General features: G+C 39.6%; 18 protein-coding genes. 17 read left to right on the forward strand and 1 reads right to left on the reverse strand.

Features of this window, described 5'->3' with window-relative positions; translation table 11 throughout:
* The first annotated feature begins 101 nt into the window (after window positions 1-101).
* The 9 genes from T541_RS0116855 (at window position 102) to T541_RS0116910 (ending at window position 9,787) form a co-directional block, all read left to right on the forward strand.
* Window positions 102-635 carry a DUF308 domain-containing protein gene (locus T541_RS0116855; protein WP_026653742.1) on the forward strand — a complete coding sequence of 178 codons (534 nt, stop codon included), beginning with the start codon at window positions 102-104 and terminating at the stop codon, window positions 633-635.
* A gap of 1,069 nt (window positions 636-1,704) precedes the next feature.
* Complete coding sequence (locus tag T541_RS20920; RefSeq protein ID WP_051538323.1) at window positions 1,705-2,499, forward strand: hypothetical protein; 795 nt, start codon at window positions 1,705-1,707, stop codon at window positions 2,497-2,499.
* Window positions 2,500-2,579: 80 nt separating this feature from the next.
* Window positions 2,580-3,143, forward strand: coding sequence for an alpha/beta fold hydrolase (locus tag T541_RS0116875; RefSeq protein WP_034467780.1), 564 nt, complete (start codon window positions 2,580-2,582; stop codon window positions 3,141-3,143).
* A 94-nt stretch (window positions 3,144-3,237) separates the two neighbouring features.
* Window positions 3,238-3,459: a hypothetical protein gene (locus T541_RS0116880; RefSeq protein WP_026653745.1), complete on the forward strand. Its 222-nt coding sequence runs from the start codon at window positions 3,238-3,240 to the stop codon at window positions 3,457-3,459.
* A 273-nt stretch (window positions 3,460-3,732) separates the two neighbouring features.
* On the forward strand, window positions 3,733-5,469 hold the full coding sequence (locus T541_RS0116885) for a glycoside hydrolase family 9 protein (RefSeq protein ID WP_026653746.1): 1,737 nt from the start codon (window positions 3,733-3,735) through the stop codon (window positions 5,467-5,469).
* A gap of 981 nt (window positions 5,470-6,450) precedes the next feature.
* The gene (locus T541_RS0116890) at window positions 6,451-7,134 is read left to right on the forward strand and encodes a flavin reductase family protein (protein WP_026653747.1); all 684 of its coding nucleotides are present in this window, start codon (window positions 6,451-6,453) and stop codon (window positions 7,132-7,134) included.
* 134 nt (window positions 7,135-7,268) lie between these two features.
* Window positions 7,269-7,493 (forward strand): DUF3791 domain-containing protein, encoded by a 225-nt coding sequence (locus tag T541_RS0116895; protein ID WP_034467785.1) that lies wholly within the window; start codon window positions 7,269-7,271, stop codon window positions 7,491-7,493.
* Between the two features lie 104 nt (window positions 7,494-7,597).
* Entirely contained in the window at window positions 7,598-7,828 is a 231-nt protein-coding gene (locus T541_RS0116905; RefSeq protein ID WP_026653750.1) for a hypothetical protein, read from the forward strand.
* Window positions 7,829-7,936: 108 nt separating this feature from the next.
* Window positions 7,937-9,787, forward strand: coding sequence for a P-loop ATPase, Sll1717 family (locus tag T541_RS0116910; RefSeq protein WP_026653751.1), 1,851 nt, complete (start codon window positions 7,937-7,939; stop codon window positions 9,785-9,787).
* 26 nt (window positions 9,788-9,813) lie between these two features.
* Here the strand turns inward: T541_RS0116910 and T541_RS0116915 are convergent, their stop codons facing one another.
* A complete protein-coding gene (locus T541_RS0116915) occupies window positions 9,814-10,215 on the reverse strand; it encodes a hypothetical protein (RefSeq protein WP_026653752.1) in 402 nt (133 codons plus the stop codon).
* Window positions 10,216-10,458: 243 nt separating this feature from the next.
* Here T541_RS0116915 and T541_RS0116920 point away from each other — a divergent pair, with 243 nt between their 5' ends.
* From T541_RS0116920 to T541_RS0116955, 8 genes are all read left to right on the forward strand, one after another.
* Window positions 10,459-11,679: an AAA family ATPase gene (locus T541_RS0116920; RefSeq protein ID WP_026653753.1), complete on the forward strand. Its 1,221-nt coding sequence runs from the start codon at window positions 10,459-10,461 to the stop codon at window positions 11,677-11,679.
* Window positions 11,679-12,380, forward strand: coding sequence for an RloB family protein (locus tag T541_RS0116925; RefSeq protein WP_026653755.1), 702 nt, complete (start codon window positions 11,679-11,681; stop codon window positions 12,378-12,380). The genes T541_RS0116920 and T541_RS0116925 overlap by 1 nt, the downstream gene beginning before the upstream one ends.
* Before the next feature lie 224 nt (window positions 12,381-12,604).
* Window positions 12,605-13,168 (forward strand): rubrerythrin, encoded by a 564-nt coding sequence (rbr, locus tag T541_RS0116930; RefSeq protein WP_026653756.1) that lies wholly within the window; start codon window positions 12,605-12,607, stop codon window positions 13,166-13,168.
* Between the two features lie 122 nt (window positions 13,169-13,290).
* Window positions 13,291-14,034, forward strand: a complete 744-nt coding sequence (locus T541_RS0116935; protein ID WP_026653757.1) for a hypothetical protein — start codon at window positions 13,291-13,293, stop codon at window positions 14,032-14,034.
* Window positions 14,021-14,827, forward strand: a complete 807-nt coding sequence (locus T541_RS20160) for a hypothetical protein (RefSeq protein WP_051538324.1) — start codon at window positions 14,021-14,023, stop codon at window positions 14,825-14,827. Before T541_RS0116935 ends, T541_RS20160 begins: the two co-directional genes overlap by 14 nt.
* 358 nt (window positions 14,828-15,185) lie before the next feature.
* Window positions 15,186-15,524, forward strand: a complete 339-nt coding sequence (locus T541_RS0116945) for an XRE family transcriptional regulator (protein ID WP_026653758.1) — start codon at window positions 15,186-15,188, stop codon at window positions 15,522-15,524.
* Between the two features lie 45 nt (window positions 15,525-15,569).
* Entirely contained in the window at window positions 15,570-16,418 is an 849-nt protein-coding gene (locus T541_RS0116950) for an ImmA/IrrE family metallo-endopeptidase (RefSeq protein WP_026653759.1), read from the forward strand.
* 1 nt (window position 16,419) lies between these two features.
* The gene (locus T541_RS0116955; protein ID WP_026653760.1) at window positions 16,420-17,355 is read left to right on the forward strand and encodes a hypothetical protein; all 936 of its coding nucleotides are present in this window, start codon (window positions 16,420-16,422) and stop codon (window positions 17,353-17,355) included.
* Window positions 17,356-17,373: the final 18 nt, after the last annotated feature.

The following is a 17,373-nucleotide window of genomic DNA, read 5'->3' on the forward strand; positions in this document are numbered from 1 at the left end:
AAATGCTGATAGACATTGAGCTATTTACGACGACTGAGAATGATATGAATGGTGGCTGATGCTAGATAGAGCGAATTAGGCGGTGTTTCAAGGGGGTTACAATGACTAGGTTTCAGAGAGGAAAATTACTTGTTGGCGGAACTATCATGCTGGCGGTTGCTGGTGTGATGCTGTTCTTGCCAAATGTGACATACAATCTTATTATGCTTTTCCTGGGGCTGGGGTTCTTAGTGTCAGCGGTGAGCATGCTTTGGTACTACTTTACAATGGCGAGATACATGGTGGGAGGCAAGATGACGCTTTATAAGGGGATCATCTTTGCTGACTTTGCGCTGCTTACCCTGTCACTGACTGATGTGCCAAGGCTATATATCTTGCTTTATCTTGCTGTGATTCACGGATTCTCAGGAATTATCGAGATTCTAAGGGCTAGAGAAGCTAGATTAAATGGTACTAAGAGATTCAAGCTTAAGCTTATCCATGGAATTGTTAATGTGGTTATAGCACTTAGCTGTATTATATTTGTGAAAAATACTAATACTGCAGTGTTTATCTATGGTATTGGACTTGTGTACTCTGCACTGTGTAAGATAACTACGGCGTTTAGGAGGACTACGTTTATTTATATACAGTGAGATTGGAGCGTGGAAGATGAGCACATGCTTTTCTTCCACTATTTACGTGACATGAAAGCTTGCTGATGTAGATGCATGACGGGCGCTTGCTAGAGCAGGAGCATGGCGGGATTTTGCTAGAGCAGGAGAATGGCGGGATTTTGCTAGAGCAGGAGTATGGCGGGCTCCGCCCGCCAAGTTGCAAGCAAGACAATCCGCCAAACAAAGATATTCTGTTAGTGCAAGTATATGGCGGGCTCCGCCCGCCATGGTTGACAAAACCAGAGCTAACTATTATATTATCTTTCGCAACAATTATTTGTTGCTTCGAAAACTTCTGTTTTAAGAAATGCAGCAATCGTTCTGATTTGCTGTTGATCCCAACAGAAATGATTTGAATAGGGTGTATGAAGTTTGGCTAGAGGCTGTTCATATGCTATCTTGTTGCACGTTGCCAGTTAAATAAGTGGAAAAACACAGAAAATATGAAGGGAACTTCGATTTTTCTGTACAAGCATTAGTTTTAAAGCATGAAAAACACAGAAAATCAAAGGTGAGGCTTTCATTTTCTGTACGGTATGAAAAAGCTAATAAGCAATAATACAGAAAAACCGATAGGACATCTTATTTTTCTGTACTATCAAATCTTTGAACAAGACCCTCACATGAGATAGGTACAGAAAAATACCGGAAATAGTCGATTTTTCTGTGTTTTTGGAGATTATGAAAATATGATGGTACAGAAAAATGAGTATGACCTGCCATATTTCTGTGTTTTTGATATTTCAAAATTGATAGGTGTACAGAAAAATCATGGGATGACTTGTATTTTCTGTATTTACAAGAAAATTTGAACAGTGATTCTTACTTGCAAAGAGAAAACAGGGCATCGGCCCTCACTTGCAAAGAGAAAACAGGGCATCGGCCCTTACTTGCAAAGAGAAAACAGGGCATCGGCCCTCACTTGCAAAGGCAAAATAGGGCATTGGCCCACATTCGCAACGTCAAACTAGAATAGTGTCTCTCATTTGCATCATCAAAAACAGAGCCATCCTTCTTCCCCAGAAATAAACCATAGAAGGGAAGTACAATGCAAGACTACAGTGATTTACTTACTAAGCAACTTAAAGAGATCAATGATCTACTTAAGAAATCTGAAAGAAACCTAAGAAAAATGAAAGACTTGCCAGATACAAGAGTGTACACAGCTGATTGTAGAGGAAACTACCAGTACTACACATATTCAGAAGGCAAAAAGAAGTACGTTAAAAAGGAAGATAGGAAAAAGATAGTAAACTTGATTCAACGAGACTACGAGAGAAGTGTTAATAGCAAGCTTAAGCTCTTAAAGAAGAAACTAGAAGCTTTTCTAAAAAGCTACAACATCGACGCGATAGAAAGCGAATATCGAGATGCTTCCGAAGGCTTGAAAAAGCATATAATCCCAATCACTAAGACAACAGAAGATAGAATTGCTGAATGGTATGACACAGTTCAAGGTTCTCAGAACTACTATTATGATGAAGGCGACTTCAAAACAAATAACGGAGAAATGGTCAGATCAAAATCTGAAAAAATAATAGCTGATACGCTCTATCGCAATAACATTCCCTACAAGTGTGAACCAAGAGTAATTCTAGCAGATGGATCTGATTATTATCCTGATTTCATTATTTATAATGTAAGAAAAGATAAAACCTTGTACTGGGAACATTTTGGCTTGATCTCAGATCCAGGCTACGCAGTCAAGAATTTCAAGAAACTCAGATTGTACGATGATGCCGATTTCCGCCTGGGCGACAATTTGATAATATCCATGGAATGGGATGAACTGCCGATAGACATTACGAAACTTGAAGAAAAAATCCAACGCTACTGCACGTAATTAAAGATTACAAATCCATTTCTATGCGCTAAAATATTCTTGTAAGCCATACATAACATGTCAAAATTCAGGAGATCAACATGAGCAAGAAAATCGCAGTAATTTTCCCCGGAATCGGCTATCACACTGACAAACCTTTGCTATACTACGCCAAGAAACTGGCAAAGCAGCACGATTACGAAATCATCGAAATCAAGTATGAGTTTGATCAGGATGTCATAAACGTCAAACATAACGAGCACAACATGCACAGAGCCGTCGAGGAGTTCTATCTTCAGGCAGTTAAGCAGCTTAGCGACGTCAACATAAGCGCCTACAACGACGTCCTCTTCGTGGGCAAGAGTATCGGAACCGCAGTGGCAGGGCGCCTTGCGCAGTTAAAAGAGCTATCTCTTAAGCAGATAGTCTTCACCCCCGTCAAGGCCACTTTTCAGTACCTGGTAAAAGAGAACACACTTGTCTTCCACGGCCTCGATGATCCTTGGTGTCCTAACGACCTGGCCCAGGAAAACGCAGACAAAGTGGGCTACGAGTACCACACAATTGAAGGCGCTAACCATTCCCTTGAAACTGGCGATGTCTGCAAAGATGTTGAGAATTTGCAAAAGATATTTGAAAGAGTCGCAGAATTTGTTGCTGAATGACAATAAAAGAAATACTACATATTGTATTTGAACAATAATAGGCGTACAATAAATTGTAGATGAAGCTACTGACAAGTTTCGATTGGAGGAAACGATGATTACTGAATTTCCGAAGCGACTGTTGATCGATGGTTTTGTTTATGAGAAGCAAAGCGCCCATGATGGAGGCGGTGCCTATTATGATTCCAAGGATAATCCATCTGAGATCACAAGCAAATTTGTTTGCCTGTATCCCAACGGAGAACTGACCTATTCCTGGAACGGCATCGAGAGAAAGTGGGACAAGACCTATCGCGTTGTTCGGGAAATCGTGTAACTCCACATCATGACAGAGAAAGCATTATTTATGTATTGTGCAATAATAATGCATTTCCACAAAACAAATGAATATAAGTTTTCTACAGCTGTTGCGCATTCGCAGCAGCTTTCTTATTCTACTAAATCCCCCTAACTCCTTGAAAATCCCCACTCCACGCTATAAACTGAAATAGTGGGCTTGCGCAACGTAAAATGCTTGGGGAGCATAGCGATGGCGGGGAACTTCGTTGTTGCTACGGGCCACAAAACTTGTTGTAGGAGGTAATTCTATATGTCAAAGATTTTCCTGAATCAGGTAGGCTTCCAGCCAGACAGCGCCAAGAAGGCAGTTCTGGACTTTGAGGCCGACGAATTTAAAATTGTTGATGATGCCGGAAACGAAGCTTTCAACGGCAGAGTAATACATTTTGGAAAAGACGAAATTTCTGGTGAGGACACCTACGTTGCGGATTTTGGCGGCTTTTACAAGGCTGGACGCTATCATGTCGAGGCAAACGGCGTCAGCAGCCCTAACTTCGAGATTTCTGAAAACGTCTACGATAAACTCATGAAAGACATCTGCAAATGCTTTTATTATCTGCGCTGCGGCGATGCACTTGACCGCAAATATGCAGGTGAGTTCTATCACGAGCCATGCCACATGTCAAAAGCTACTGTCTACGGTGAAGATACAGATCCTGTCGACGTAACTGGCGGATGGCACGATGCTGGAGACTATGGCCGCTATTCAACAGCAGGCGCAGTGGCCGTTGCGCACCTTCTCTATGGTGTTCGCTTTTTCGACAACCTGCTCAATGTCGAATTTGATATTCCTAAAGTTCAGGCAGGAAGCGCTTCTGCAGACAACACCAGCATATCTGGCTACCTTCCAGACATCCTGGCTGAAGCTAAGGTAGAGCTGGACTTCCTCATGAAGATGCAGCGCGAAAACGGCTCTGTATGGCACAAAGTCACCACCTTCTGCCACGCGCCATTCATCATGCCAGAGGAGGACACATCTGAGCTGTTTCTTTTCAACGTTTCCTCTATGGCTACTGCAGACATCGCTGCAGTATTTGCTCTCGCATATACTATATACAGAAACTACGACGCAGAGTACGCCGACAAGCTCATGGACCGTGCTAAAAGAGCGTACAAGTGGCTCCAAGACAACCCAGAGCCACTACTCTTCAAGAACGCCGAAGGCTCCAATACCGGTGAATACGGCGAAGCCGAGGACATTTCTAACAGATTCTGGGCTGCATGCGCCCTCTACGAGGCAACCGGTGAAAAGAGCTACTATCAGGACGCCGAAACACAAAAGGAAAGACTTGGTTCTTTTGACAAAGCCGCAGAATTCAAGGGCTACCAGGGCGACGTCTTCACATGCCTCGGCTGGGCTGAGGTTGCAGGCCTTGGTTGCATGTCACTCCTATTAAGTGACGACGGCAGCGAACTCTTCGAACTTGCTAAAAAGAGCTATCTCCAGGAGGCAGACAGGCTCTGCGATAACGCCGACAAGAACGGCTTTGGCCTTTGCATGGACAAGAAGGATTTCATCTGGGGCAGCAACATGGAGCTCCTGAAATACCTCATGGTTCTTACCGTTGCGGAGCACATTAACAGCGAAACTGCGACAAACGCAGGCGGCAACGGCAAATTGGCTAAGTCTGTCAAAAAGACTCGCAGCAAATACGAGTCAGCCATCATCGCAGGCATCGACTACCTCCTTGGCTGCAACAGCATGGATGTGAGCTACGTCACAGGCAACGGCGAGAAAGCCTTCAAGAATCCGCACCTTCGCCCAACTGCCATAGACGACGTCGAGCAACCATGGCCAGGACTGGTTTCCGGCGGCCCTAATGTTGGCCTCCAGGACGAAAGAGCCCAGACCCTCCCTAAGGACCTGCCTCCAATGAAGTGCTACCTCGATCACATCGACTGCTACTCCCTCAACGAGATCACCATCTACTGGAACTCACCACTTGTGTTTGTTATGGCGGGTGTGTTCAGAAGGATGGGTAGATGAGAGAAAAAAGGTGATTCACAATTATTTATATGAATAATAATAGTCTGATAATAAAGGCAAAACACTCGAACCCCAGGCCCCAAGCGGTCTGGGGATTTTTGTGCAAATTCACCATAAAAAGTATGAAAAATTGAGTTTTGAGAACTGGTTTTTCGATTTTGGTTTCCGGGATCATAAAAATATATTATATAACGATGATACGGAATCGAATATTTATAAACCACGTTCGGAATAGCGATTAATAAGTATCAAGATACACATTTTAACCGCTAAAAATACACATTATTTTCACAAATGGAAGCATGTCCCGGGTGCGATTTTAACCCTATTTTCCGAATAATTATTTAGTATTTATCCCAATTATTTGCCTTTTGCTGACCAACGGTCATAAGTTTATTTCATAACAATAAGATGATCACTGAATGTGAATATCGTTTTGTCGTTAAGATTCTTTGTATAATTATGACATTGTAACGCGTAATCGATTACTGTAGAATTCTATCTTGCGTCGGCAAGTTCTGAATTGCTTCGCGATCATGATTCTAGAAAGTGCTCAAGAGGCAAATCTACTTACGACAGGTAATGATTACCAGTTAAGTCGACAATGAAACTTACATATCGGAAGTTCTTTCCAAGGCCCGTATGCATCAGAGCAAGAAGATGGCTCGGCATAATTCTATCGTGTAAGGTCATTAAAACCCAATGTATAATTACATACAGAAAATAAAAATGGAAACAAAGAAGGCCAACGCACTAGACTGTGCGCTGGCTTTCTTGCATTCTTTTCAAAATTATCGCGAGATTTCAAGACTCCCGTTATGCTATAATATAATCAATTAAACGCTAACTTAAACACAAATTACCAATCACATCAATATCTACCCAAAGTCACCTAATCACCCATACAAAAAGAAGCACCAAATAAATAGCACGAAAATAGTGAACCAGACCAAATCATTGTAATAAAGAAAGGAGCCCCACATGGATACCAAAGCAATGTACAAGCTCTCCTACGGCCTCTTCGTCTGCACCGCAGTCCAGGACCAGAAGATGAACGGCTGCATCATCAACACCGCAATCCAGGTCGCTTCGGACCCCAACCGCATCTCAATCGCCGTCAACAAGGCCAATCTCACCCATGACATGGTAAAAGAGACAGGCCTTTGCAACATATCCGTGCTCAGCCAGGACGCCACCTTCGGCCTCTTCAAGCACTTCGGCTTCCAGACCGGCAGAACCATCGACAAGTTCTCACCGGACCTCCTGGATCCCCTGTCAAAAGAGCTAGCCCAGAAAGCCGCAGTAGATTCGTCCACCATCTACGCCCTGGCCGCCAACAACATCCCGTACATAACCCTGGGCACCAACGCCTACTTCTCCCTGAAAGTAGAGCAGCTGCTCGATCTGGGCTCCCACACCCTTTTCATCTGTGAGCCCACAGCCATGGAAGTCCTCTCAGACGTTCCATCCTGCACCTACGCCTACTACCAGGACAATATAAAATCCAAGCCACAACCCGTAGATCCAGCCTCCGTCCCAAAAGGCGAAACAGTCTGGAAATGCCGTGTCTGTGGCTACGAATACGTAGGCGAGCAGCTTCCCGACGACTTCATTTGCCCAATCTGCAAACACGGCAAAGACGACTTCGAGCAGATAATAAGGTAGGCTAGTTTTGCTAAAGTGAACGCTTGGGTGAACGCAAAAATTTGCGTTCACCCAAGCGTTCGCCACAAATATAATCAGCCCTTAAAACATGAAAATGTGATAAAATCAAGGTAATAAGAGGGGGATCAGACAAAATGGCGCTTAATTACAAAGATGACCTGTTTATGCTTCAAGTAAGATTATTTAGACTAGCACAGATTCGCTGGAACAAAAGCCCCCAGGAATGCGAGACTATTTTTACCCAATACGACGTTAACGCATACATCGAAACATGCTATGAGGAGTATCATGTTCAGGGCGATGAAGCCAATCTGACTGATCTTGAGAACTATCTGACTAAGAAAGGCTGGTCATTATGATTCTTAAAAAAGATAAAAAGATATACCATGGAACACCTAAAGCAATCAACAATCTTAAATACCTTGGATTCGAGGAATACAAAGTAAAATAACGAGGAAACAAAATGACCGTCAGCAAATATGAATACACCATGCAGCTTCTAGCCGCCATGGCATCAATCAATATAGCAAGAGAGCAGAAAATCTCCAGGACTAAAGCATTTTTTAAATTCATGAAGTCCAAAACCGGAGAGATGCTCTTCGATGAATCCACCGACATGTGGATGAACGGCCCCGATTACATCGCCGACGAGTACAGAAGAGAGATGTTGGCAAAGAAATCACATCGACAATAAATTAGTGGTAGAGCAGCATTTCCCCTACCACTCCAATCCCCATAAATGCTATAATATAAGCGGTTTGGCACCAGCCAGGCCGCTTATTTTCAACATCAGGGGGACATCATGAGCGAAATCAAGATTAAAGATTTGTACGCAGGTAAGCCAGACGCAAAGGATGAAATCAATTTTGATGGATTTGATAAGTTCTACAAGACATTTGTTGTGGCTGAACATTTCAATCTGGATTCACTTACAGACGGTGATTGTTGCTTTATCACTGGTTTCAAGGGGACTGGTAAGACTGCACTATTATTCTATCTGGAAGAATTATTTAAAAAGAAGGATGATAGTACCTGCACTTCATTTATTTTTTTCAAGGATAATTTTGCTGAGAACAAAAAGGGTGAATTTTCATCCATTGTAAAAAGAGCTCTCTCATCTGTCAGTGTAGGTCAGGAAGCCCTTATTAACTCAACGGAATTTGAATATATTTGGCGATGGGTATTTTTAAAACAGATAGTAAATGATAACAATACTTTTAGCAGACATCTCTTTGTAGACAACGAATATTGGAGAAGATTTGAAAAGATAGTATGCCAAATAGTTGAGCCACAGAACAATAGAAGGTTTAAGATTGCAAATAGTATTAAGCTGGCTACGACATTTAAGGATTCAGGCTCAGGTACGGAGTTTAAGCCAGAGCTAGAGGTTGATCTGGAAAACTCAAAGAGCGATGACTATTCAAGCTTTGTAAATTTGGTTGACGAAGCAGAGAAGGCTCTTTCTTATGTTAAAAGAACTGATATCCCATACTATGTTTTCGTGGATGAACTTGAAGCATACTATGGCGATGAACAGGTATTTAAAAGAGATCTGTGCATGATCCGTGACCTGGCCTTTACTGTAAAAAGATATAATTCATTTTTCAGAAAGCTTGGTTTTAATAATACTAAGTTTATTTGCTCAATAAGAGATGAAATTTTAAATGCCATCAACCATTTTATAATTCCAAAAGAAATCGGAAAAGCTATTTCTGGATTCGAAGTTCCGCTTACTTGGAACTACGCTAACAGTAATTCTCATGCGCATCCAATTATGCAGATACTATTAAAGAGAATTGAGGTCTGTGAGAGGGACAGCAACGAGAACTATCTGGATATTTATAGAAGATGGTTTCCTGAAAAGGTGCATGATATCGAGCCTGCTAATTATATCCTCAATAATAGCTGGTATAAGCCCAGAGATATGATCCGCTTCTTGATATGCGCGAAAAATTGCATGTTTAATAATAATAGTGCATTTACCACGAATGTAATAGATTCTTTTACTAAAGTATATTCAGAAGAGAGTCTTACTGAAATTCGAGAAGAGCTCTTAGCTCTGTATACAACAGAAGATATTGATATGATCATTAGCTGTTTTACTGGTTTCAAGACTAGCTTTTCTTTTGCGGAACTAAAAACCAGGATAAAGACTCTCTTTTCCGGCACTGTACTTGGCACTAAGATGGTTCCTGTGCTGAATGATCTTTATAGACTGGGATTTATTGGTAATTATTTACCAGAAACAAAGATATATCGTTGGAGCTATAGAGGTGATGACAGACTGATACTTTCTGATGACTGGAGAATTTGCGTCCATCATGCCTTGTATAGCGCTCTTGCATTGGGCAGCAGAGTGAACTATGAAATAAACAAAAACAAAGCACCTCAGAAAGGTGATGTTGTAAAAGCTAAGGTTACGTGCGTAAAGAGACACATCGCATTGGCGAATTTTACATATGCAGGAAAGCAATATGAGGGCAGCATAAAATCCTCAGAATTTAAACAGCTAGATGAATCTTATTCTTCATTAGAAATGAGAGATTATGTTCACGTTGGTGAAGAACATAGGGTCACTATCATTGGATATAGCGATAAACATAAGACCTGGAGTCTGAAAATATCTGATCTTGATGAAGAGTCAGATAGCTAAAGGAGCCCCATTATGCGGTAGTAAATTTACTCTTCTTCTTCAAAGTCGAATTCTTTGAATAGATATTTCCTACAGAATAAAAGAACTGCAATTGCCAGTACTCTAATGAGCACATACAATGACTCCTCATGCCCGGCAACGAGCCCTCTGGCAATTGCAAAAATCAGAACTTCAATAATAGTGTTCATGGAATGTCTAACCAGCATCCTCACAAACTCAATAACAATGATAACGCTGAAAGCCGAAGCCAGCAACGTTTCTATATACTCTAGCGCATCAGTTTCCGCACCAACGAAAGCAAATGCATCTATTACCAGCCTAAATCCACCATAAATAACACCAATAAGCAGAATCGCCGCCACGACCTTCTCCAGGAAGTTGGGCATCTTGATTATGATCTTGTGGAGCAGTGTTTCTTTCTTATCCATACAGAAGTCCTCTTAGATAGGGTGAATGGTTTTGTTAACAGTATAACATACATGTGTTGACTATATTGAATCACTATTATATTACGTATAAATAAGTGGGATTTAAAATTTCACTTTGCGCGATTAATAAACGGAAATAAACGGTAAATGCGGACTACAATATAATATATGAGATATAATCTCACATATCGTTTACAAAACCATAAAATTGGAATATACTATTCTTAGATTGGAGGTTTTGATATGTTAAGTCAATTTTCTGTTAAAAATTTCAAAAGTATAAAGGAAGAAGTGACTTTTGATATGCAAGCGACAGCTATAACAGAGCATGCTGATCGTGTGATAAAGGCAAGTAATAATGAGAGCTTATTACCTGTCGCTTCTCTCTATGGGCCAAATGGCGGTGGAAAATCTAATGTATTACAGGCTCTGCATTCATTGGAATTAAAAGTTCTTCGTCCATTGTATGCTACGGAGGCTGATGCACAGAACAGACTTCGTGTTAGAAATTATGAATTAGTGCCATTTGCGTTTGATGAGAATAGCAAGAATAGTCCTACCGAGTTCGAAGTGTTTTTTTTGACTGAGAAAGCGGAGTATCGATATATCATTTATGTACTTGGGGAGAGAATTATTTACGAGAGCCTTTCGATGCGTAAAGTAGAAACAAATCGAACTACTGAGATTTTTGAAAGAGAAGATGGAAAGATAGACATGGGAGATGGTTTTGCCAGGCTAAAAGTAAGCCAGGATATATCAGATACACTGCCACTTCTGTCATATCTTGGAATTACCTATAGGAAGAACGAAGTAATTGATGATTGCATTAGCTGGTTTGAGAATGGAATTCGTTTCTTAAATTATGGAAGTCCGATGCAAGAACTTAGACTTGCAATAGCTAATTCTACAGATATTAAAGAACTGATACTAAACATGATACGCGAAATGGATCTGGATATAGAAGACTTTAAGGTCGAGAAACGTGAAAATGGGGATATTCAAGTATTTACAAGGCACAATGTGGCCGGAAATGTTTATGAAATAAATCTTGCGGAAGAATCCAGTGGTACGAAAAAGATATTTGGACTGTTGCCATTTATAGCAGATAGCTTAACGAAGGGAATTACACTGGTTATAGATGAATTGGATGCTAAAATTCATCCTTTATTACTAAAGCATATCATAATGCTATACAACAATCTCGAAATAAACAAACACGGAGCCCAGCTTATTTTCACTTCACATGATTTATCTACTATGAATAGCGAAATATTTAGAAGAGATGAAATATGGTTTGTTGCAAAGGGGAATGAGCAAAATTCAAAGCTATATTCACTAGTTGAGTTTAAGAATCCAAATGGGACATCCGTTCGTAAGGACGCCAAATTTGATAAACAGTATCTTGAGGGTAAATACGGCGCTGATCCATATCTAAAGAAAATCATAGATTGGAGCGTGATTTAATGCCTAAGAAAGCAGGGATGGAGGCCTGGAAAAAGAAGAGGCGGACAGAGTATCTGGAACGGAAAGAATATCGATTTTATATCTTCTGCGAAGGACAACAGACAGAACCACAGTATTTTAACGGCTTTAAAAAGTATATTGAATCTAATCCTATATATAAGGACATGGTACTGATTGAGATTGAACCATGTGGCGCTGAAACTATGCGTGTCATAGGGCAGGCTGAAGATTATGTTAGAAGAAATGGAATAACCAAAGGACAAATATGGTGTGTCTACGATAAAGATAGTTTTCCAGCAGAAAGATTTAATGGAGTTCTTGAGAGAGCAGAGGTACTAAATGCTCAAAATAAATATGTTCAGTATCATGCGGCTTGGAGTAACGAATGTATAGAGTTTTGGTTTTTATTGCATTTTTCTTACTATACATCAAATAATCACAGATCTGAATATATTGAGTTTCTGAACGCTAAGTTTTCGGAATTGAAGGTTGGGAAATATGCCAAGAACATGGAGAATATATTCGATATATTGTTAAAATATGGCAATCCAAGGCTTGCAATTAGATATGCTAAGCGAATCATCAACGAACATCAGGGAATGACGCCAACAATGATTGCTCCAGGGACAAAAGTTTACGAACTGGTGGAGGAACTTGTAAAGTATCTGCCAGATGATGTGAAGGGTTGTTTTGAGGAATAGAATAATGACAGTAGTAAAATTGGTGTTTGGTACAACTATGGGGGATGAGTATGAGGAATGACCGTAGCAAAAAAACTAAGATGGTGTTTATTTCCCCTTTATCAGCCATCACATTCCAATGCCATCAAACACCATAAAATGTTATAATATAAGGGATTCAGCGTCAGCTGAATCCCTTATTTCACCTAATCACAAGAATTCTATAAGAGTAGGAGGACTCCCACATGGCAGAAAACAAATGGAGAAACAGAGCAGCAGATCTAAAAGGTACAGAAACTGAAAAGAATCTCTTAGCAGCCTTCGCAGGCGAATCAGAAGCAAGAAACAAATACACCTTCTTTGCCTCCAAAGCCAAGAAAGAAGGCTATGTTCAGATATCAAATATCTTCGCAGAAACAGCAGCCAATGAAAAAGAGCATGCTGAAATCTGGTATAAGATCCTTACAGGCATAGGCACCACAGTAGACTGCCTTAAAGAGGCAGCAGACGGCGAAGCCTACGAGTGGAAAGAAATGTATCCTTCTTTTGCCAAGAAAGCAAGAGAAGAAGGCTTTGATGAAATTGCAGAGCTATTCGAAGGCGTGGCTGCAATCGAAAAAGAACACGAAGAACGCTATAGAAAGCTCCTAAAAAATGTAGAAGATAAGCTCGTCTTCTCACGCGACGGCGACTGCGTATGGCAGTGCAGTAACTGCGGTCATATCGTTGTTGGTAAAGAAGCGCCAGAGGTTTGCCCTGTATGTAATCACCCGCAGGCGTATTTCCAGATTAAGGCGGAGAATTATTGAGGTTTGAGGTTTAATCTTTTACCACTGCAATATCTATAAATGCTATAATATAAGCGGTTGTGTGCACTAGTACATGGCCGCTTTTTACTAGTTAATTCCTTAAAAAAGAAAGTAGCAAAAATATGGTAATTATAATCACAGCCGCAATTGCACCTAAATCCAGCGTTAAGCAGCTTTTCCTAAGAGACCCTAAGGAGAGGCTTGATCAGTATATCAGCGCACTGGAGCATATGATAGATAAAAGACCTGATGCCAAGCTTGTATTCTGCGATAACAGCGGCTTTGGAATAGAAGCCTTTGAAGATGTTAAGCGGAAAGCCTTAGATAACAATATGGAACTGGAAGTTCTGTCCTTCACAGGAGATAGTGAAAAGGCAGCGCAGCATGGCAAAGGCTACGGCGAAGGTGAAATTGTAAAGTACGCCCTTGAGAACAGTAAGTTCATTGCAGGGGAAGACTACATGATAAAGGTCACAGGCCGCCTTAAGGTAGACAACATCGCAGCCATAGTAAGGCACGTTAAAAGAAATAGAGTATACTTCAACGTTCCCAACATCCACAGAACCGATATCTTTGATACCCGCATCTATGCCATGCCTATAGATGTCTTCAAGGACTATTTCATGGATTATTACCAGAAAGTAGACGATGAAAGTGGCTACTATCTTGAGCATGCCTACACAGATGCCATACTGGAAAACCATATCAAAACCAGTAACTTTCCCAAATATCCCCGCATCATCGGCAGCAGCGGCTCAGGTGGAACCAGATATGAATACACTGAGTGGAAGTGCAAGATCAGGGATGTTCTGAGTTTGTGGAATGTGTATGGAAGAGTGAGGAACAGGAAAAATGAAGATACTTGATTATAAAAATTCCCTTGTAAACAGCTACAAACAGAATAAGAGAACCTTTATTTTTTACCTCGTTTTGCGAGGACTGGTAATCCTTACACTTATAAGGTGCATTTTTACCAGAAATTATGAAAGCGCAGCAATATGTGTTTTATCTTTATTGCTGTTTTTACTGCCGGCATTTTTGCAAAAGCAGATGAAGATAGAGTTTCCACCGCTTTTTCAAGCTATCATTTTTGGATTCATCTATGCTGCGGAAATTCTCGGAGAGGTAGATCATTATTATGTGATTATTCCCGGTTGGGATACCATGCTCCACACTATCAATGGATTTTTGTGTGCGGCAATAGGCTTTTCACTCGTTTATCTGTTAAATCGCGGGAGTAAACATTTTAATCTATCACCGTTTTATCTGACCTTGGTAGCTTTCTGCTTTTCCATGACAGTAGGAGTAATATGGGAATTCTTTGAGTTTACTATGGATCAGTTTTTTGCCCTTGATATGCAAAAGGATTTTATAGTACAGGAAATTGGTTCAGTGACACTTGATCCCAACAATAGTGGGATGCCTTTTGTAATCAGGGACATCACTGATACTGTAATAAACACAGCTGATGGAAAAACATATGCTGTAAATGGTGGATATCTTGATATCGGCATTATCGATACAATGAAGGATCTGATGGTAAATCTTGTAGGGGCAGTTGTTTTTAGCATCGTTGGCTATAGTACGTTGAAGTTTTCAAAGAAATCGGCTATAGCGGACAATCTTATGATTAAACCAGTTGATAAAAGCGAAGATTAGTGTCATTCATCCTGTTTATTACATCACAGAACTTGTTGAAGAAAAAAAAGAGAGTGGAATTTACTTTAATAATTTTTAAGTTGCTAGAAATGAGAAAAAGTGTCTTGAAATTATTTATCATTGATGATAACATGTAGTTACAGACAATAAAATTGTTAAAAACAAGAAAAGGTTAAAACGCAAGTCAAAATATAACAAAAACAAGTCATATAAATAAACATAACAATAAACAACAAGAATACACAAATAATTACAAACTAAAAGCGACAATACAAAGAACAATACAAAGAACAATACAAAGAACAATACAAAGAACAATACAAAGAACAATACAAAGAACAATACAAAGAATAATACAATGAATAAGTTTATAGAAAACTTAAATGCATATTTAAGTGGTAAAAAAATTAAAAACTCATATATTTCACTGATTACAGGATGGGATAAGAGTAAAGTAAGCCGTATCCTTAATGGTGAAGTAGAAATAAAGATGGCTGATGCAGAAGAATTGGCATCGATGTTAGGCAAGGATATTGCTTTTTTTCTTGGAGATAAGGCAGCAATTCTAGAAGAAATTAGTTCAAGTGAACAGTTTGCATTTTGTGCAGGACATTTGGAGAAAGAAGACAAGATAATTGCCGAGCGATTGTTAGAGATGTTTAGATACTATGATGCATTGGTAGATGTTGAGCTTTGAAAAAACCCACTTATTGAAGTGGGTTTTTTCATTAGGAGAATTAGTATGGAAAAAGAAAAGTTCTATAAGATCATAAAATTTAACGATGAGCGTACACGTGATATTAAGATAGCCACTACAAGCTTTTATGAAATGCTTGGAAGAGATGAAGCCTTTGTTATTCTGGATATCCAGACTGTAGCAAAGACTTTGTTTATGCAGAAACAGTATCAATTAGTGCATATCCCATTGGCTAGTAGTGAGATCTGCGCTTATCAGTTGAGGCTTAATAGGAAAAAATATCTTGTTATCAATACAAATAAGAGTTTGGCAAATAACAACTTTGCAGTGGCCCATGAGATTTATCATCTTCTAATAGATTTTCATGACTCTACAGATGGTGATGAAGTGTATCTTGATAAATATGAAGAAGATGAAACTGAAATGTTGGCTAATGCTTTTGCAGGAAATGTCTTGATGCCTAGAGAAGATTTTGTCCTCTCAGCTACTATGCTAAAAAATACATTCGATAAAGCTGCTAAATCCAATACTGAATACGAGAAAATTATAGCTCTTATCCTTGGACTTATGGCTTATTACAAGACAACATATATGTCAATTGTAATAAGGCTATTTGAAGTGGGAATATTTGGTGTTGATAACAGTAAATTAGTGAACTATTTACTTAAGAACAATGATGAGGAGTCTTTACAGAAAATTTTTGATGAATTGGCAGCATTAGTTGGAGCATCTTCAATAATGAAAGCTACAAAAGAAGATGACTTTGGGGTTCTATTAAGTGAAGCTGAGGAAAAAGGAAGAGAAGCTAAAGAAAAGGGACTTATAACGGACGAGGATTTGGAATACAGAATAGAAGGCATGTCTAAAGCATATCAGAGGGTAAAGGAGCTTTGATATGCAGATAGAAGAAGCTATTTCCGAAATAAGGGGTTCTGTTACAGGTTTACTTGTGCAGGATGATAAAGAAGTTATACAAGCAATTCTTAGAAGTCGAAATGCTGTGTTTTTAGATACATGCTTCATTTCAAGAATGGCTAATGAAAAAAGCATAGAAAAAATAATGCCATTCTTTACAAAGATGGAGGCGGTGTTTATCGTGACTGACCTGCTTTTGTATGAAATGAAGGACTCAGAAGGTAATTACTTGCAAAAGAACAATTATCACTTCTTTGAATGTATGAAAAAAGCAGGCTTAACGGTTGTTCTGTTAAATGAGAGTAATATTTTTCAGATGTTGTCTGAATATGTGAAATATAGTGATCATGAGAGGAATTCATTCCTTGTAAAGGTGCTTAATGAGAATGTCGCTAATTTGACCAAGTTATCGCAACTTATCATGAAAGATAAGAATGTAGATGACATTTTTGCAGAAGGCTATATTATTCCTAAAAGCAAGGATTTTGTCGCCAATTTTATAGATGGCGTAAAGAGTAGGAAAAGTAATCAAGATAGTTTGGCGGAAGAACTAATCTCATTATGCGTGATTATTCTGTTAGGCCTTCCAGGTAAGACAAAGTACTATTTTTGCAGTAATGATCTGGCTGCGCAGGTTAGGTATAATAAGAGTATATATACTTCATGTTTGGCAAGTATTGGCAGAGCAGAGACAATGAACACTTTTACTATCATCCAATACATGATAAAAGAATCATTGTTGAAGCGAACCGATGAAGAATGGATAGTTGGCGCATTAAAGGGTTCTATTGGGGAGGCACCAATTGTATATGAGAGAAAAGAGCTACCTGGACAATCTTGTGAGCTGAGAATCCAGATAGAGGATATAGTAAAGAGATGTTTCGAGGGAGAATGCTTTGATTTGAGAGGGCGATAATATTTGCTTTCAGTAATA

Origin of the sequence: Butyrivibrio proteoclasticus P6B7, from assembly GCF_000622085.1 — a bacterium.
Taxonomy (GTDB): domain Bacteria; phylum Bacillota; class Clostridia; order Lachnospirales; family Lachnospiraceae; genus Butyrivibrio; species Butyrivibrio proteoclasticus_A.

Excerpts from the sequence above, each read along its gene's own strand:
- T541_RS0116855 (WP_026653742.1), top strand. The coding sequence starts at position 102 with ATGACTAGGTTTCAGAGAGGAAAATTACTTGTTGGCGGAACTATCATG.
- T541_RS20920 (WP_051538323.1), top strand. The coding sequence starts at position 1,705 with ATGCAAGACTACAGTGATTTACTTACTAAGCAACTTAAAGAGATCAAT.
- T541_RS0116875 (WP_034467780.1), top strand. The coding sequence starts at position 2,580 with ATGAGCAAGAAAATCGCAGTAATTTTCCCCGGAATCGGCTATCACACT.
- T541_RS0116880 (WP_026653745.1), top strand. The coding sequence starts at position 3,238 with ATGATTACTGAATTTCCGAAGCGACTGTTGATCGATGGTTTTGTTTAT.
- T541_RS0116885 (WP_026653746.1), top strand. The coding sequence starts at position 3,733 with ATGTCAAAGATTTTCCTGAATCAGGTAGGCTTCCAGCCAGACAGCGCC.
- T541_RS0116890 (WP_026653747.1), top strand. The coding sequence starts at position 6,451 with ATGGATACCAAAGCAATGTACAAGCTCTCCTACGGCCTCTTCGTCTGC.
- T541_RS0116895 (WP_034467785.1), top strand. The coding sequence starts at position 7,269 with ATGGCGCTTAATTACAAAGATGACCTGTTTATGCTTCAAGTAAGATTA.
- T541_RS0116905 (WP_026653750.1), top strand. The coding sequence starts at position 7,598 with ATGACCGTCAGCAAATATGAATACACCATGCAGCTTCTAGCCGCCATG.
- T541_RS0116910 (WP_026653751.1), top strand. The coding sequence starts at position 7,937 with ATGAGCGAAATCAAGATTAAAGATTTGTACGCAGGTAAGCCAGACGCA.
- T541_RS0116915 (WP_026653752.1), bottom strand. The coding sequence starts at position 10,215 with ATGGATAAGAAAGAAACACTGCTCCACAAGATCATAATCAAGATGCCC.
- T541_RS0116920 (WP_026653753.1), top strand. The coding sequence starts at position 10,459 with ATGTTAAGTCAATTTTCTGTTAAAAATTTCAAAAGTATAAAGGAAGAA.
- T541_RS0116925 (WP_026653755.1), top strand. The coding sequence starts at position 11,679 with ATGCCTAAGAAAGCAGGGATGGAGGCCTGGAAAAAGAAGAGGCGGACA.
- rbr (WP_026653756.1), top strand. The coding sequence starts at position 12,605 with ATGGCAGAAAACAAATGGAGAAACAGAGCAGCAGATCTAAAAGGTACA.
- T541_RS0116935 (WP_026653757.1), top strand. The coding sequence starts at position 13,291 with ATGGTAATTATAATCACAGCCGCAATTGCACCTAAATCCAGCGTTAAG.
- T541_RS20160 (WP_051538324.1), top strand. The coding sequence starts at position 14,021 with ATGAAGATACTTGATTATAAAAATTCCCTTGTAAACAGCTACAAACAG.
- T541_RS0116945 (WP_026653758.1), top strand. The coding sequence starts at position 15,186 with ATGAATAAGTTTATAGAAAACTTAAATGCATATTTAAGTGGTAAAAAA.
- T541_RS0116950 (WP_026653759.1), top strand. The coding sequence starts at position 15,570 with ATGGAAAAAGAAAAGTTCTATAAGATCATAAAATTTAACGATGAGCGT.
- T541_RS0116955 (WP_026653760.1), top strand. The coding sequence starts at position 16,420 with ATGCAGATAGAAGAAGCTATTTCCGAAATAAGGGGTTCTGTTACAGGT.